This is a genomic window from Dyadobacter psychrotolerans (assembly GCF_004349265.1).
Lineage (GTDB): Bacteria > Bacteroidota > Bacteroidia > Cytophagales > Spirosomataceae > Dyadobacter > Dyadobacter psychrotolerans.
Genome location: NZ_SMFL01000002.1, coordinates 820,722 through 837,816, shown reverse-complemented (window position 1 = coordinate 837,816; position 17,095 = coordinate 820,722). Strand labels below are relative to the sequence as shown.

The window sequence follows — 17,095 nt, the reverse complement described above, 5'->3', positions numbered from 1 at the left end:
ACTCTTTAAATTTTTAAACTATCCGAAACGATAAATTCCGCTGCTCTTTCTGTCAGTTCCGGATAAAACACTTTAAATTTTTCGCTATAATATTCCTGATTCTTTCTTAGTTCATGGCCTGCATCTTTTATCGGGCTCATAAATCCGGCCCTGCGTGACATCCTGCTGAAAGTAAGATCAATTCCTTCGAAGGATGCATAACTGTTCAGCCAGTCCTGACGTATCATTGCATTTGACATGGGAATCATTTGCTCCGGAATCAAATATTCATTTTTTTCGATCAGCGAATATATTTTATGCGAATAAGTCCACAGCGATTCGGTGCAAAAATCGGAAAAATATTTTGCCAAAAAATAATCAAAATAAATATCGACGATAATTCCGGCCAGCCTGCCATGAACCAGTGCCGCTTTATTTTTCGCTTCCCGAACCACAGCGTGTGTATCAGTAAACATATCAATAAAGCGGTGCAGTTTTAAACCTGTCACGTATTCAGGGTTCCAGGTCAGGGTTTTCTCGTCTGTTAACTTTCCTTTGACGAAATCCCCGACATAATTTCCCATTATTACTCCATCCTTCTCTCCTGACAGCAGCAAATGCGCTAAAAAATTCATAAAAATGACATTTTGACAAAATTGCCGTACGTTTGCTTCTTTAATTCTTTCAGGGTAACATGCAGGAACAATTATTTTACAACAACAATTATTTTAACCAGACAAGCAAATGAAAGTCGAAAAAAATAACGTGATCACGTTAACATATAGTCTGCGGATTCCCGATACAGACGGAGAAATGGACGTAGTTGAAGTAGTAACGGAAGAAGATCCGATGTTGTTCATTCAGGGGATCAGCGGTCTGCCGGAAGGTTTCGAAAACCAGATCGAGGGACTTGTGGTTGGCGATATCTTTGATTTTACGGTAGAAGCTGAAAATGGCTACGGTGAATTCGATCCGGAAGCAATCGTTGAATTGCCGAAAGAGGTATTCCAAATGGATGATGTTGATCAGGAAGAGTTACTTCAGATCGGCAACATTATTCCGATGACAAACGAAGACGGAGAACGCATGCACGGACAGGTTACGGAAATTAAAGATGACGTTGTTGTCATGAACTTTAACCATCCTTTAGCTGGTAAGGAAATGCACTTCGAAGGGCAGATTCTTTCAATTCGTCCCGCAACTGCTGAGGAAATCAGCCATGGCCATGTGCATGGAGAAGGCGGTGTTCACCATCACTAATGAAATGAAGAATTAAAAAATGAAGAATTAAAAATTTGCTACTCCAGCTAAATTCTTAATTCTTCATTCATAATTTTTAATTCACTTGATACTGCTCCACCTCCACACCGAAACGTCTTAAAAACTCCACTCCTTCTTCCACAGCAATTCCTTTGTATGCTGCGTATGATTTAAGAAAAATCACTTTTTTGATTTTCATTGTATAAATCACCCGGGCACAGGCTATACAAGGTGCGAGCGTAACAAACAAAGTCGATCCTTCAATATTGGACCCGTTTTTTACAGCAAACAGAATCGCATTTTGTTCTGCATGAAGCGCAAGGGAACAACTCCCTTTTGCATCCCTCGGACAACCTGTTTCAGGGAATTCCTCATCGCAATTATGTGTTCCTGCCGGAGGGCCATTGTAGCCAATGGAAATGATCCTGGTATCTTTTGTCAGTACCGCACCCACCTGTGCTTTGATACAATGGGAACGCTGCGCCAGATTATTTGCCAATTCCATAAAAATATCATCAAATTCCGGCTTTAAATTCGTTGTTAGTAAAGTCATTGCGATTTTTAATACTGAAAGAACATACAAACTTAGAAAAACGATGGTTTGGATTCAATATACATTGCCATTAACATACAAAAGCCGGCTGATCACATTACTGCTAATACTTTTGTATCTGAATGGATACGCACAGCAGGACAAGGTTACTTTACGCTTTTCGAAACCGTCGCCTTCTTTGCTGAAATCGTATAAATTTTATATTCAGGAAGTTGAGGATAAAAGAAAGGAACCAGGATCCGGATTGGGAAAGGTGGTGGCATTTGGTAAAGATGTTGCATTGGAACTGAACGGAAGTCTTGAAAAAAATCTGATATCCTACTGGTCCTTTTTAGCACCGAAAAATAAAGAGACTTACCTGCCTCTTTACATTACTGTGAAAGATTTCAAGGTGAGTGAAAAAAAAATAGGTACCAATAAAATCGCTGGTGAAGTCAGTCTGACCATCACATTTCGATGGTATAGAGACATGCAGCCCGTGGAATTGACAAATTATCAAACCTCGGCAAGTTACACCAGGCCGGAGCATGATCTTTACTATGAAAAAATTACCGAACAAATTCTGACTCAGTCCATTGTCCACTTTAATAAATGGATGACGGATAATGCAGGTAAAACTCCGTCCCTTGCGAGAAATCTGGTACTGGTTTTTAAAGAAATCAGAAACAACTCCAACCGTGATACTGTGTTTTATGATCCCAGGCGACCCCTGATCTGGTCGGACTTTCGGGGAATGGGAGGCAGGCCGGGAAGCCGTTATGCTGCTGCCGTTTTCACCAGTTTCGCCTATGAGGGAAGATCTTATCCAAAGGGTGATGATTTGGTTGTGGAAATCGGATTAAAGGTATTTATGGTGAAGGACATGTCCTGGGGCAGACCCGAATACCGCACAGCGAGTACACTTCGGCATGAGCAGCTTCATTTTGACGTTACCCGTATGGTTGTTGAGAGATTTAAAGCCAATTTAAAAAAGGCTGAACTTACCATAGAGGATTATGATAGTGAAATACAATATCAGTTTCTTGAAACCTTTCGTGAAATGAACCGGGAACAGGAAGCTTATGACGGTGAAACCGGTCATGGGCTAAATCCGGCGGCACAAGCTGCGTGGGACAGAAAAATTACAGCAGAAATTTCTTCGATCTATTCAATGCAGTGATAGCGCTCCGCTGGACAAATCATAAAAAGTATTTTTCCCAAAGTAGCGTTGCCACTGCGCTTGCCTGCGACCGTGTATTTCTCCACCAGTGAGAAAAATAGTATTTGACTTCATCGTTGGCATTTTCCCTGGTTTTCCGGAGGTGATAAGCATGTAGTCGACTGACTGCGAAGTATTGACATAATTTCCATGCGTGATTATTTTGTCCTGCCATGCTATTAGCCGGCCATCATCCCAATTCTTAACAGTTAACTTTCCCGATGTATTTTTATAGGTGTTAGGGATAAAAATCCTTTCCAGTACACCTTCGCTTATCGCATAATTCTTTATCCGAAAATCGTAAGCATCACTGTCTTGTATAAAAGCAGGATCACTTGAAATGTACAAGCGATTACCTTCTTTAAAACTGATTACGGAATGTTTTGGCACCGAATGGATCATGGCAGCAGGCGTAACATACTTTTGAAAACTTAACGATACGGAGTAAAAAATAAAGACTAAAGTTGCAGCTGAGCAATACTTCAACCATATATTTTCCTGCTTACTATAAGAAAGCCAGACCAATACGATACAACCATACAGTAAAACAACCTCAAATTTGTCCAGATATAAATTTTCAACCAGATATCCGGGAAGAAGCTTTGGTACGGAGACAGAAACGTTGGTCAGATAAGCAGAAATGTCGACAGTCCAGTTCACCACGGCTTGCAACCAGGTAATATTTAGCAGACTAAATAGCAACAAAACCATTGCCGCAGGTAAAAGCACATTGGTAAAACCGATCACAAACGGATTGATCAGCCAGAAATAGGAAGGAAACTGATGAAAATAATACAAACTTAACGGGAAGGTAGCGAGCTGTGCAGCAAAAGACAAAGCGGTAATCTGCCAGATGTATTTTGACAAATGGTTTGACGGTTTCCAAAATCGCTCGATAGGTTGATACAATAAAAAAATACCGGTCATCGCCAGATAGGAAAGCTGAAAACCAACATCATAGATGGCATTTGCATCAAATATCAGGATCAATAAGGCAGAAATGGATAAAGTATTTATCGATGCCTGCTTACGTTTAAAAACCTCTGCGATTACAAAAACGATGCACATCAGTGTGGCGCGCTGAACCGAAGGAGGTATTCCGGTTACCAGCGCATAAAAACACAAGAGAGCTGTAACGAGTAAAAGATAAATGTAACGGCCCGGGTTCCACCGTTTCAACCAGTTGAGGCATGTACTTATTACCAGAAAGATGATTGCAACATGCATTCCTGAAACCGATAAGCTATGTACAGTTCCGGAAGTTGTGTAATCATCTACCTGATCGGAACGAAGGTCATCGCGCCTGCCTAACAACATGGCTTTGACCAAACCATAAGACTTATCATCTTTGATATTTTCACGAAAGGTCCTATCAGCCCACTCTGACAGCTTCATACTCCAAAATGCTGGTCCCGACGCCTGATGATCAGGTAAAATCTGATAACTTCCTTCCGGCAGATAGCCGGTCCATACAATTCCTTTATTCCATAAATAAGTCTGATAATCAAATTCTTCCGGATTAAGCGGTAAATCCGGTCTGCCAAGTTTACCTCTTACAACGATAAAATCACCTGGTTTCGGCACAACTGCCGCATCTGAGGGAATACTTAGCAAAGCCCTGGTACTTTCGGACTTCCAACCAGCTTTCTTCCTGATAGCCTGTATCAGAACCTCCATCCGGATACTTTTTGCCCGCTTTTCCGGAAGAGAGCGAACCACCGTCTGATATGACGTGTAGGTTGAATCTGATAATGCAGTTAAAGAAGTGTTGAGCTGATTGAGCTGCAGTAAATGTGTCACGGCACCTGCAGATATCAAGCAGACCGATAGGCAAAAGGTGGTAAAACGGTAAGATCTGATTTGGAAAAACCAAAAAGACAGCGCAGCGCTTGATAAAGAAATACCGATAATTACAGTATTTGAAATACCCGTTTGTGACAGCAGATAGGTATCTAAAAGTATCCCTGTGATAAAGAATATCACAAACCCAAGGTAAGGTGTTCGTGAAAACATGTAAACTAACTATCTAACCAAAAATCGTTTTGTAACGGTTTCTGAATCTGTATTGACCCGAAGGAAATACAAACCAGCAGGATAGTTTTTCACGTTGATATAAGTTTCATTAACCGCATCAGCAGACATCTTCACGCCCCGGACATTAAAAATACTTACGGTAAAAGGCTTGTAATCCGGAGTGTAAATATTGGCATTAAGATATTCCTGTGCGGGATTTGGAAAAAGCTCCACGGTGACGGACGGAGTTGTGATCTGAGCATATTCGACCAGTTTTGCACGCCTCGGGCTCAGTTCCAGCACGGCGTACATTCTGTTTTTTTGATCCTGAGTAAAAACACTCATGCACCTGTCCGGAGAATAATCCATGTAATTTTCGATCATATTTCGGGAAAGAGCGCCTCCGCAGGTCGAATATTTAGGGCTGCAAGAAAGATCAGTTGTTTCATTAGCAGCCTGTGCACGTGGGGTATCGTCGCAATAATCGGTCCCACAACCGTTAACGTTCACACCCCAAATATGAAAAAGTCCAAGCCAGTGGCCAACTTCGTGTGTTGTTGTACGCCCCAGATTATAAACTGCGCTGGTGATCGCCGGTGAATTTCTGCCAAAGTAACGTGAATCAATTATTACGCCGTCAGTTAAGGGATCAGTGTCCTCTTCATCTTCAAGTAATAATCCGGTAGTTTGTTTATTAATCTGGGTAATTACCGGAAATTGCGCAACACCCAGAAATAAATTAGATAAGGAACAAACCCAAATATTCAGATATCTGCTGGTTGGCCAGGGTGGAGATATGGTTGCCAGGGTAATGTCATCCGTATAGGCACTGAATTGTCCTTGCGCATCATACTTACGCACAACGCCCACCAGCTTAAAACGTATTCCCGTATCCACACCGAGAGAATCCGTGTAAAAACCTTTATATCCCGATTTGTTGGCATAATCCTCATTGAGCACATCAATCTGGCTTTGAATCTGTTCGTCAGAAATATTGGAATTGTTGGTCCCTCCGATACGATTGTCTTTTTGGTTGTGGACTACATGCACGACAACCGGAATCGTAATTGCATCAGCCGAAACCCGCATCCGCGAACGGATCCTGCTAATTTGTTCCTGAATTGCTGTTTCAGAATCCTGTCTTAACCTGCGAAGCATTGGACTTCCGGAAATCCGTATAGAATCCCGCTCGGCAGTGACGCAGCGAATCAACAGAGAATCTGCCTGCTGCGCCAGTGCCGGTACGGAAATCATTAACAATACGATTGTCTTTAACAGAAAGTTATTGCTCCGTCTTTTCATAGGCTGCAAGAATATCTTTTACCAGGCGATGGCGTACCACATCTGATCCGTCTAATTCAACAAAACTGATGCCTTTAATACCTTTCAGTATTGATAAAGAATCTATTAAACCTGATTTCAAATTTTTCGGCAAATCGATCTGCGATTTATCGCCTGTAATAATTGCTTTTGAACTTGGTCCCATCCTTGTAAGAAACATTTTCATCTGCATTGGGGTCGTATTCTGAGCTTCATCAAGCAAAATAAAGGCATTATTCAGTGTTCTACCCCGCATGTACGCCAGGGGCGCTATTTCTATGACGCGGCTTTCCAGATAAAGTTTCAGTTTTTCCGGCGCAATCATATCGTCAAGTGCATCGTAGATCGGACGCAGATAAGGATCTATTTTTTCTTTCAGATCACCCGGAAGAAATCCCAGATTCTCTCCCGCTTCAACAGCGGGACGTGTGATTATGATTTTTTTAACTTCCTTGTTTTTTAATGCTCTTACAGCAATGGCCACGGCCGTGTAGGTTTTACCTGTACCAGCGGGGCCAACCGCGAATACCAGATCGTATTTGGAGGCCTGATCAACAAGCAATTTTTGGTTTGCCGTTTTGGCTTTTACAACAAGACCTTTATTTCCATAGATAATTACATCATCGTCATCATCGGCCGATTTCTTGCCGGGCGATAACGTAACCCCGTTTAAATATACTTTGACATTCTCGTTCGTAATTTTTCCGTACTTCTGATAGTGTGCAATAAGCGAGTCCAACACATCGGTGATACGGATTATTTCGGGAGCAGTACCCTGAATCCTGATTTCGTTACCCCTTGAAATAATTTTACTACCGGGAAAGGCCGCAGCTACTTCTTTGATATTCGAATTGTGAATTCCTAAAAAGTCGACCATTGAAACGTCTTCGAGCGTGATGATTTTTTCGAGCAAATGAGTTAATGTTTGAGTGATTAATTAAAGTTTGTAAAATTTAGTAATAATAACCAAGATTTGCGAAATTAAAATACAGCGTTTCGCCCTTCCTTTTTTATTTAACGGCAAAATCCCGTCAAATAAGAACCAAGTGATTCAGTATCAGCCACCCATATTTTGATATTTTTTGTCAATACCTCTTCTAAAAAAATAGTTGATGCAACTTCCTTTACTTCAAGCCCGGCAATGCTTAATTTTGTTATAACATGGAAAATAACAACGCATCAAACAACTATTCCAAGAACGGTTCAAAACTAGCCGGTTCCGCCAGGAAACCAAACGGCACACGCACAACAGGTCCTGAACAAACCTTTGGCAAACTACCTCCTCAAGCCATTGATGTGGAAGAAGCAATTCTGGGAGCACTGATGATTGAAAAGGATGCCCTGACTGCAGTTGCCGACATTTTAAAACCTGATAGTTTCTACAAGGAAGCTCACCAGAGAATTTACACGGCAATTATTACCCTGTTTGCTGACTCCGAGCCAATCGATATGCTGACCGTTACTTCTAAATTGAGAAGTACCGGTGAACTTGAAATCATAGGCGGCGCCGCTTATATTATGGAATTAACTTCCAGGGTCAATTCTGCTGCCAATATTGAATTCCATGCACGTATTATTTCACAGGCTGCCATCAAGCGTGAACTGATCAAAATATCATCTGAGATCTTAAAAGAAGCATTTGAAGACACCACAGACGTTTTCAGATTACTGGACAAAACGGAACAGTCACTGTTCCAGATCTCAGAAAGCAATATCAAGAAAAATTACTCTGACATGGGTGCGCTGATGCGTCAGGCACTGGAAGAACTTGATCAGAAAAAGAATAATACCGACGGGCTTACCGGCGTTCCTTCCGGTTTCAGCGCTTTGGACAGGCTGACTTCCGGATGGCAAAAAACGGAATTAATGATTCTGGCCGCTCGTCCTGGTATGGGAAAAACGGCTTTTGTTGTCTCCTCGCTTCGTAATGCAGCTGTGGATTTCAACATGCCCGTTGCGATATTTTCTCTTGAAATGTCGTCTGTCCAGCTGGTGAATCGTTTGATATCAGCGGAAGCCGAAATCGATAGTGAGAAAATCCGGAAAGGTAGTCTTGCTCCTCACGAATGGGAACAGCTTCACCACCGGATTCATAAACTTACCAATGCCCCTATTTTTATTGATGATACCCCTGCCCTGTCGATCCTGGAATTGCGTGCAAAATCGAGACGTTTAAAAGCGCAGCACGATATTCAGATGATCGTTATTGATTACCTCCAATTGATGACAGGTGATACAGGCGGAAAAGGAGCGGGAAACAGGGAACAGGAAATCGCTATGATTTCGCGTTCGCTTAAAAACCTGGCAAAGGAACTTGACGTACCCGTGATCGCGCTGTCGCAGCTTAGCCGGGCAGTGGAAACACGTGGGGGAGAGAAAAGACCTCAGCTGTCCGATTTAAGGGAATCAGGATCTATCGAGCAGGATGCCGATATGGTTTTATTCCTTTATCGACCTGAGTATTATGGAATTACAGAAGATGAAGCCGGAAATTCAGTAGCCGGTATCGGCGAAGTAATTGTAGCTAAAAACCGTGCAGGTTCACTGGATACGGTTCAATTAAGATTTATTGGTAAATATACCAAGTTTGCAGATCTGGATTCGCAGTTTTCCCCGGTTCCTTATGCTGTTGACCGCCCGATCGTAACGAGCAATCCAATCGCTTCCTTTGAAAGCCAGGCGCCACCAGCAAGCGGAACATTGAGAAGCCGTGCAAATGATTTAAGCAATTTCGATTACAAAGGCCCCGACAACGAGCCCCCGTTTTAAGAGCAGGGGCTTTGGGTTATGGGCATAGGGAAAAATAGCCGATGCCCATAACTCTTTGCCCTACCCTCTCCTCACCAAAAGAGCGATGTTCTCCACATGGTGCGTGTTGGGGAACATATCTACCGGCTGAACCTTTGTAACTTCGTAATCATCCGACATCAGCGCCAGATCCCTTGCCTGCGTTGCCGTGTTACAGCTCACATATACAATCCGGTCAGGACCCGCTTTTAATATCGTTTCCACAACCGGCTGGTCCATTCCTGCACGCGGTGGATCGGTAATGATCACATCCGGCCTTCCGTGTTTTCTCAAAAAATCTTCATTCATGATCCGGCGCATATCTCCGGCAAAAAATGAAGTATTGGTAATTCGGTTTATCTGAGAATTTATTCTCGCGTCTTCAACAGCAGCTTCCACATACTCCACACCAACTACTTTTTTAGCACGCCTGGCTACAAAATTGGCGATCGTTCCTGTTCCTGTATAAAGATCATAAACAGATTCATTACCGGTAAGCCCTGCAAATTCCCGGGTAACATTAAACAGGGTGTAAGCCTGCGCTGAATTGGTCTGGTAAAAAGACTTTGGACCAACCAGGAAAGTAAGATCTTCCATCGTTTCACGTATCGTCGTCTCTCCTGCATAATGTATCACATCCTGGTCCTGATACGAATCATTTCCTTTCAGATTGACGATGTAGTTAAGAGAGGTAATTTCCTTGTGCGTTTTGTGCAAATATTCCATCACTTTTTCAATCGCCTCATCGTTTTGCTCACCGAATTGTACAATCACCATCACATCACCGGAGTTGGCTGTACGGATCACAACATTCCGGAGTGTTCCCACATTAAAACGCACATCGTAATAGGGAATGCCATGCAGCTCACCAAAATGATGCAGGGAATTCCGGATTGTGTTGGAAGGATCAGATTGCAAATGACAATGATCGACGGTGAAAATTTTGTCAAAGCGTTTTGGAACATGAAACCCGAGCGCATGTTTGGTAAACTGCTGACCGGAATCCATCTGATCTTTCGTAAGCCAGCGCCAGTTGGAAAAAGTAAATTCCAGTTTGTTACGGTAATATTCCGTCGCCGGAGCAGCAATAATCTGATTGATTTCTACATCCTTGATTTTACCGATTCTTTCAAAATGATCTACAACCTGCTGTCTTTTAAAACGCAACTGATGTTCATACCCGATGTGCTGCCATTTACATCCACCGCAAACGCCATGATGCAGGCAATACGGGTCCGTCCGCATGGAAGACTTCGAATGAACCTTGGTAACAATGGCTTCCTTTAATTTCTTTTTGGTTTTTACTACTTCAAGATCCACTATGTCACCGGGAGCAACATTTCCTTCTACAAAAATTACGCCGTCTTCTGATTTAAATATACATTTGCCTTCTGCCGCGAAATCAGTAATTTCAACGTATTCATATTTGTTATGTTTTGACATATTTCTTTTTATAATTTCTAAAACCGAATACTTATCGGATAATCTTTACTCTTGTTATCAGTCATGAAAAATCAGTTTATTTTACTGTTTCTGATACTGTTTTCTTTTTTTGAAGCCAACGCCACACACATAGTCGGCGGACAACTTTTTATCACCCAAAATAAAGGAACTGTCAATAATTACCGCATTGGCCTGACGATGTATTTTGATGCCATCAATGGAAATCCGGGTGCAGAAGATCCGTTTGTAAACATTTATGTTTTTCGAAAGAGGGACAATGCAGCAGTCGGTTATCTTCAGGCCCCAAAAATAGAACGAAAATCGGTCAATTACACCAATCCGACCTGCGGAATATCATCTTTAGAAACCTACATGATCACCTATGCTTCGGATGTGCTGCTGGAAACCAGTGCTTTTAACGATGCCCAGGGGTATTATATGGTGTGGGACCGGTGCTGCCGGAACGGAACAATAACCAACATAAAAGATCCGGGTGATGCGGGCAGTTTGTTCTATCTGGAATTCCCACCCATTGTGAAAAGTAACCTTGCTTTTAATAACAGTTCGCCTGTTTTTCCGACTATTCAGGGAGATTACGCCTGTGTAAACACCCCATTTAATTTTGACTTTGGCGGAACGGATGCCGACGGAGACAGCCTGGTGTATAGCCTGGTAACACCCATGCAGGGGTATTCTTCAAAAGACCAGCCCAGTGCTCCGGGCCGTGGTTCTTCTAATTATCCGAAGCTGACCTGGATTGACGGGATCTCGGTTTCCAACATGATCCCAGGACCAAAACCCCTTAGCGTTAATACCAGAACCGGTATGCTTTCGGTAACCGCTGGAAATAAAGGTTTATATGTGTTCACTGTCCAGGTTGATGAGTATCGGAAAGGAGTAAAAATCGGTTCTTTAACAAGAGATTTTCAGCTGATGGTGGTTGACTGCCCAAAAATGGATGCTCCGAAACTTTTATTTAAACCGACAGGGAAAGATACCTACTACGCCAACAACGAAATTATAACAGTCAAAAAAGACGACCCAAATTGCTTCGAAGTTATGGTTGTTGATCCGTCTCTCACAGATCTGATCAGAGTAAACGGAAAAGCAATAAACAACTCAAAAAATTATTTCACGATTCTGCCTGCTGAGTTTAGGAAAACCTCCCAAAGCGATACGATGCGTTTTCAGATTTGCCTGGATGAGTGTTTTGTCACTTACGATAACCGCCCGATACGTATCGAGCTCATTGCCGAAGATGGAAGCTGTCCGGTACCCTTAATGGACACGCTGACCATTTTTATCCGCCGTGAAAATAGTACAAATACCCCTCCGGTCGTTACCACTTCCCTACCCGGCAATTATGTTCATGCGACGGTTGGCGTACCGGTTAATTTCACGGTCTTTGGAAAGGATGCCGACAAAGATGATCTGGAACTCTCCGCTCAGGGTCAGAATTTCTCGCTCACTTCCCAGGGTATGAATTTCAGGCCCGCAACCGGTAAAGAAACCGTGCAGCAAAACTTCACATGGACGCCGCCCTGCAATGCCCGGAAAGGTGACACGCTTGCCGTAGACTTTTTATTGGAAGATATGCGCTGCTCTGGAAATCCGCTTGGCGTTTCCAAACCGGTTTACTTTGTAATCGATCAGTCGCCAAACAATCCGCCATCAGTGTCCACGAGTCTCGCATCGCCTTCCTTGACCTACACAATAGGGCGCTATGATCCGATTCAGTTTAATGTATCAGCTTCTGATCCTGATACGAACAACATCACGCTCACCGCAGCAGGAAGAGGATTTGACATGAAGGCGCTGGGTATGAGCTTCACAAATAAATCTGGGGTTAAGAGCCTGACAAGCCCTTATTTATGGGCTCCCGACTGTGCGATGATGAATGGCGAATCAGAACAGGTCTTTACAATAGATTTTATTACCGTGGATAAAAACTGCGGCGCAGCCAGTGACACGACCACAGTTGAAGTTTTGGTAAAAGATGAAGTAGATGTCGAAATGCCTGAAATAGCGAATGTGATTACTCCAAACGGGGATGGTAAAAATGATTGCCTTGTGCTGGAAACGCTGCCACCGGGCACCTGTGGGAACGAATTTAAAAGTGTGATTATATACAACCGCTGGGGCAAACAGGTTTATTTCACCAGAGAAATCGGTAAAAACTGGTGTCCTGATGATATTTCTGCCGGTTATTATTACTATCTTATTGAGTACACTAATAAGTCATTTAAGGGTGGGTTGACAATCCTTAAATAATAAATTCACCTGATTGAAAATCCTCCCTGTTAAGGTTATAAACCTAATCAGGGAGGATTTTTTGTTTTCCGACAGATCCAAATAATAATGATCCAAATAATAATCTGTTATCTCATTTTCTCAAAAGTTATTTCGTAAACCAGCCCAGGACGAAACCAGCAGAGAACAGCCGATGTTAAGTATTATATCAATCAAAGAAAATATGACAAATTCTTTTCAATGGTCCTTTCTGCTGGGACGACTTGCAGTTGGCATGAGTATGTTTGGCCACGGGCTTGTACGGCTTCCAAAGCTTGCTGGTTTTAGCAGTTGGATGATCGGGCAGTTTCAAAAATCCATGCTGCCGGTAATTCTGGTCAAACCTTTCAGTTATGCATTGCCAATCGCTGAACTTTTGGTGGGCTTGTTTCTGCTGCTTGGACTGTTTACCAGACAAGCTCTTATTGCCGGAGGTTTCGTGATGATAAGCCTGATCTTTGGAACTTCCATGATTGAGGAATGGAGCGCAATACCATCACAACTGATTCATACAGCTTTCTTTTCAGTAATGCTTTGCTTCGTAAGAGATTATAATTTTTACGCAATAGACAATTTGAAGAGGAAATCCTGACGAGCAAATGTATTAAAAGGAACATCTTATGGTTTGTAACAAAACATTTTAAAAGTATAAAAAGTGAAGAACTATTTAAATTAATAATTAATACAATAAGGTATTTAAGGTATAAAAGTTTAATACACTGTAATATTAGCTATGATTTAAAATGTAAAATATGTTTATCACATTTTAAAAGTATAGAAAGTATAAATATTCGAATTAATATATATTTATTAAACCTTATTATACTTTTAATAGTATGAGTAAACTAAATATGTACAGAAAGTAAAAATGACTTTAATACAAAAATCACTTTTTATAAGCATTAATAATAAATAACATATTATTAATATTAAAAGTATTTACAATATAATTAGTTAAAATCACAAAGTTATGGAAAAGAGACAATTAGGAGAAAGTGATTTGTATGTAGCACCGCTAACACTGGGAGGTAATGTATTTGGCTGGACAATTGATGAAAAGAAATCCTTTGAAATTCTGGATGAATTTGTAGCTTCCGGGTTCAACTTAATCGATACTGCGGATGTATATTCCCGGTGGGTACCTGGAAATAACGGCGGTGAATCCGAAAAAATAATTGGAAAATGGATGAAAGAAAGGGCTAACCGAAACAAAGTAATCATCGCCACTAAGGTTGGAGCAGACATGGGACAAGGCAGAACCGACCTGAGTAAGGCTTATATTTTAAAAGCTGTAGACGATTCTTTACGTCGTTTGCAGACAGACTATATTGATTTGTATCAAACGCATTGGGATGACGACGAAACACAGGTGGAAGAAACACTGGAAACTTATGGTGAGCTTGTGAAGGCGGGCAAAGTTAAATGGATCGGAGCCTCTAATCTTTCGCCGGAAAGACTATCGGCTTCTCTGGAAGCCAGCAAAACACACGGCTTCCCCTCCTACCAAACATTTCAGCCGGAATACAACCTGTATGCCCGTGAAGGTTTTGAAAAAGAGATAGAAGCGCTTTGCCTTGAAAACAATCTAGGCGTGATCAACTATTATGCGTTGGCCAGCGGGTTTCTTACGGGAAAATACCGGAGAGAAGCAGACCTTGGGAAAAGTGCAAGAGGTGGTGGTATAAAAGACTATCTGAATGAAAGAGGATTCAAAATATTAAAATCGCTGGACGAGGTCTCTGGCCGTTACAATACAACGCCTGCTAGCATATCCATCGCATGGTTGATTGCTCGTAAGTCCGTTACTGCGCCAATCGCAAGTGCTACAAGTTTGGAGCAACTGAAAGCTTTAACCAAAGCAGCAGAATTGCAATTGGATACAGATGCAGTTGAACAGTTAAATAACGCCAGTGCATACTAGAGTCTTTGACTGATTAATCAGGGCTGAATCCGAAAGGATACAGCCCTTTTTTTATGCAAAAAAAATGAGTCATGAACTTATTTTCCAGTTAAAATGTCTTCATACTGTAATGAAAATAATTACAGTATGAATAACGGAAAATTTGCGATTTCGGTCCATATATTGACACTTCTTGCAACGAGTGGGGAAGAATGGACTTCCTCGGATTATCTTGCCGGCAGTATCAACATAAATCCCGTTTTAGTTCGTAAAGAGCTGATTAATCTAAGGGAATATGGATTGGTTAAGAGTAAAGAAGGAAAATCAGGTGGAAGCAGGTTAAATAAAGCACCGGATCAAATTTTGATGTCGGACATTTACGAAGCAGTCCGACAAAAAGATTTATTGGGAAAAGGAATCAATTTCCCAAACCCTGCGTGCCCGGTAGGAAGGAAAATCAATGATCATTTAGATGATTTGTATGAACAGTCCGAACGAGCACTTGTTTCCAGTCTCGCCAGGACCACCCTTGCCGATTTTTGCAGCAAGTTCTGATTCTTCGAGAACTGTAACAGATCATTTCAGTATTTTACAACCTTTAAAAATTAATAAAATGAAAGTAGCATTGATCGGAGCAACCGGATTTGTTGGAACCCAGGTATTAAATGAGTTAGTTAGCCGTGGACATGAGGTTATCGCTATTGCGAGAAATACGGACAAAATTGAAAATAATGCGCTGGTGACGCCTTTGAAGGGAGATGTCTCAAGCACAGAAGAAGTAGCAAAACTGGTAACGGGAACCGACGCGGTGATCAGTGCTTACAACGCCGGCTGGACTAATCCTGATCTTTACAATGAGTTCCTAAGAGTATCCCAAATCATACAGTCAGGTGTGAAACTTGCTGGTGTAAAGAGACTGCTGGTTATAGGTGGAGCGGGTAGTTTAGAAGTGGCACCCGGTGTACAGCTTATTGACACGCCACAGTTTCCGGAAGAATACAAAGCCGGTGCGGGTGCAGCAAGGGATTATCTAAATATACTTAAAACCGAAAATGAACTGGATTGGACTTTTTTAAGCCCGGCGATAGAAATGCATCCGGGAACTTCGGGGGTGAGAAAAGGAACTTACCGCACCGCTCTGAACAATCCGGTGTTTAATGAACACCACAGAAGTATTATTTCTGTAGAGGATCTTGCAGTTGCCATCATTGATGAAATTGAGAATCCTCAGTTTATTAAAAAGCGTTTTACTGCTGCCTACTAATTATACATTTTATATTTCTAAAAGATATAATCTTTTAGAAATATTCATAAGTGCTAAGCTTATTCAACTAATTAAATGTATCAAAAGTATATTTCTTTAAATATTATAAATACATATATTTAATTTTACGCTAATTAAATAAAAATAAATATAAAAAGTAAGGTACTTTCAAAATGTTAAATACATATAAATATTATTATTAGCATTTAACTTTCAAAAGTAATCAATATAAAAGTCTCATTTTTAAAATATTAAACAATGAACTTACAAGATCTAAGAAAGATATCAACTGGCTTATCAGCGTCTGATTTAATGCCCGTGCTATTTCTTGGCCATGGCTCACCAATGAACGGGATCGAAACAAATGTTTTCACAGAAGAATGGAAAAAACTTGGTGAGACAATTCAGGTTCCTAAAGCGGTGTTGATTGTGTCGGCCCACTGGCTTACAAAAGGTACCAGGATAACAGCAATGCCCTTCCCTGCCACTATTCATGACTTCGGAGGATTTCCAAAAGAACTATTCGCCGTTCAGTATCCTGCACCCGGCGACCCGCTGCTCGCTTTGGAAACATCACAGCTTGTAAAGAGTACAAACGTAGGACTAGACCACGATTGGGGACTGGATCACGGAACCTGGACGATCGTTAGGCACATGTACCCAAATGCGAATATTCCAATATTACAGCTAAGCATTGATTACGATAAACCAGCAACTTATCACTACAAATTAGCCAGAGAAATAAACTCTCTCAGGCAGAAAGGTATACTAATCATTGGAAGTGGAAATATCATACATAACCTGAGAATGGTAGCCTGGGACAAAATGAAAGAGCCGGAATACGGCTATGACTGGGCCATGGAATTGAAGGTTAAGGTTAAAGATCTTCTTGAAAATGGAAACCACGAACCGTTGATAAACTATGAGAAACTGGGAAAAGCCGCCACTTACGCCATCCCGACACCGGATCATTATTATCCACTTTTATATACGCTTGGTCTTCAAAACAAAGAGGAGCAAGCTACTGTTTTCAACGACATTGCTGTGATGGGATCGCTTTCAATGACATCCGTTAAAATAGGATAAGTT

General features: G+C 41.6%; 15 protein-coding genes. 9 read left to right on the top strand and 6 right to left on the bottom strand.

The genetic code is table 11. The features are described 5' to 3' along the window. Positions 1–5: 5 nt before the first annotated feature. Positions 6–614 carry an acyl carrier protein phosphodiesterase gene (locus E0F88_RS07200; RefSeq protein WP_131957534.1) on the bottom strand — a complete coding sequence of 203 codons (609 nt, stop codon included), beginning with the start codon at positions 612–614 and terminating at the stop codon, positions 6–8. Between the two features lie 109 nt (positions 615–723). Between E0F88_RS07200 and E0F88_RS07195 the strand changes: the two genes are divergently transcribed. Next, a complete protein-coding gene (locus E0F88_RS07195; RefSeq protein ID WP_131957533.1) occupies positions 724–1,239 on the top strand; it encodes an FKBP-type peptidyl-prolyl cis-trans isomerase in 516 nt (171 codons plus the stop codon). A gap of 76 nt (positions 1,240–1,315) precedes the next feature. Here the strand turns inward: E0F88_RS07195 and E0F88_RS07190 are convergent, their stop codons facing one another. Next, positions 1,316–1,792: a deoxycytidylate deaminase gene (locus E0F88_RS07190; RefSeq protein WP_131957532.1), complete on the bottom strand. Its 477-nt coding sequence runs from the start codon at positions 1,790–1,792 to the stop codon at positions 1,316–1,318. Positions 1,793–1,835: 43 nt separating this feature from the next. Here E0F88_RS07190 and E0F88_RS07185 point away from each other — a divergent pair, with 43 nt between their 5' ends. Further along, on the top strand, positions 1,836–2,951 hold the full coding sequence (locus tag E0F88_RS07185) for a DUF922 domain-containing protein (RefSeq protein ID WP_229213697.1): 1,116 nt from the start codon (positions 1,836–1,838) through the stop codon (positions 2,949–2,951). Here the strand turns inward: E0F88_RS07185 and E0F88_RS07180 are convergent. Genes E0F88_RS07180 through E0F88_RS07170 form a run of 3 tightly spaced genes read right to left on the bottom strand, consistent with a single transcriptional unit; the run spans position 2,940 to position 7,236 of the window. Beyond that, a complete protein-coding gene (locus tag E0F88_RS07180; protein ID WP_131957531.1) occupies positions 2,940–5,003 on the bottom strand; it encodes a ComEC/Rec2 family competence protein in 2,064 nt (687 codons plus the stop codon). The two genes, E0F88_RS07185 and E0F88_RS07180, sit on opposite strands and share 12 nt — an antisense overlap. A gap of 9 nt (positions 5,004–5,012) precedes the next feature. Next, positions 5,013–6,257, bottom strand: a complete 1,245-nt coding sequence (locus E0F88_RS07175; protein ID WP_229213696.1) for a M43 family zinc metalloprotease — start codon at positions 6,255–6,257, stop codon at positions 5,013–5,015. Between the two features lie 28 nt (positions 6,258–6,285). Continuing rightward, positions 6,286–7,236: a PhoH family protein gene (locus tag E0F88_RS07170; RefSeq protein ID WP_131957529.1), complete on the bottom strand. Its 951-nt coding sequence runs from the start codon at positions 7,234–7,236 to the stop codon at positions 6,286–6,288. A 248-nt stretch (positions 7,237–7,484) separates the two neighbouring features. Between E0F88_RS07170 and dnaB the strand changes: the two genes are divergently transcribed. After that, a complete protein-coding gene (gene dnaB / locus E0F88_RS07165) occupies positions 7,485–9,092 on the top strand; it encodes a replicative DNA helicase (protein WP_131957528.1) in 1,608 nt (535 codons plus the stop codon). A 60-nt stretch (positions 9,093–9,152) separates the two neighbouring features. Here dnaB and rlmD read toward each other — a convergent pair whose 3' ends face one another. Beyond that, the gene (rlmD, locus tag E0F88_RS07160; RefSeq protein ID WP_131957527.1) at positions 9,153–10,553 is read right to left on the bottom strand and encodes a 23S rRNA (uracil(1939)-C(5))-methyltransferase RlmD; all 1,401 of its coding nucleotides are present in this window, start codon (positions 10,551–10,553) and stop codon (positions 9,153–9,155) included. 63 nt (positions 10,554–10,616) lie between these two features. On the opposite strand from rlmD, the gene E0F88_RS07155 reads away from it, so the two are divergent. The 6 genes from E0F88_RS07155 (at position 10,617) to ygiD (ending at position 17,092) form a co-directional block, all read left to right on the top strand. Beyond that, entirely contained in the window at positions 10,617–12,824 is a 2,208-nt protein-coding gene (locus tag E0F88_RS07155) for a T9SS type B sorting domain-containing protein (protein ID WP_131957526.1), read from the top strand. 202 nt (positions 12,825–13,026) lie between these two features. Continuing rightward, positions 13,027–13,434 (top strand): DoxX family membrane protein, encoded by a 408-nt coding sequence (locus E0F88_RS07150; protein ID WP_131957525.1) that lies wholly within the window; start codon positions 13,027–13,029, stop codon positions 13,432–13,434. 378 nt (positions 13,435–13,812) lie between these two features. Further along, positions 13,813–14,763 carry an aldo/keto reductase gene (locus E0F88_RS07145; protein WP_131957524.1) on the top strand — a complete coding sequence of 317 codons (951 nt, stop codon included), beginning with the start codon at positions 13,813–13,815 and terminating at the stop codon, positions 14,761–14,763. Between the two features lie 126 nt (positions 14,764–14,889). After that, positions 14,890–15,297 (top strand): Rrf2 family transcriptional regulator, encoded by a 408-nt coding sequence (locus E0F88_RS07140; protein ID WP_131957523.1) that lies wholly within the window; start codon positions 14,890–14,892, stop codon positions 15,295–15,297. 58 nt (positions 15,298–15,355) lie between these two features. Then, complete coding sequence (locus tag E0F88_RS07135) at positions 15,356–16,006, top strand: NAD(P)-dependent oxidoreductase (protein ID WP_131957522.1); 651 nt, start codon at positions 15,356–15,358, stop codon at positions 16,004–16,006. A 258-nt stretch (positions 16,007–16,264) separates the two neighbouring features. After that, positions 16,265–17,092: a 4,5-DOPA-extradiol-dioxygenase gene (gene ygiD, locus E0F88_RS07130; RefSeq protein ID WP_131957521.1), complete on the top strand. Its 828-nt coding sequence runs from the start codon at positions 16,265–16,267 to the stop codon at positions 17,090–17,092. Positions 17,093–17,095 lie beyond the last annotated feature (3 nt).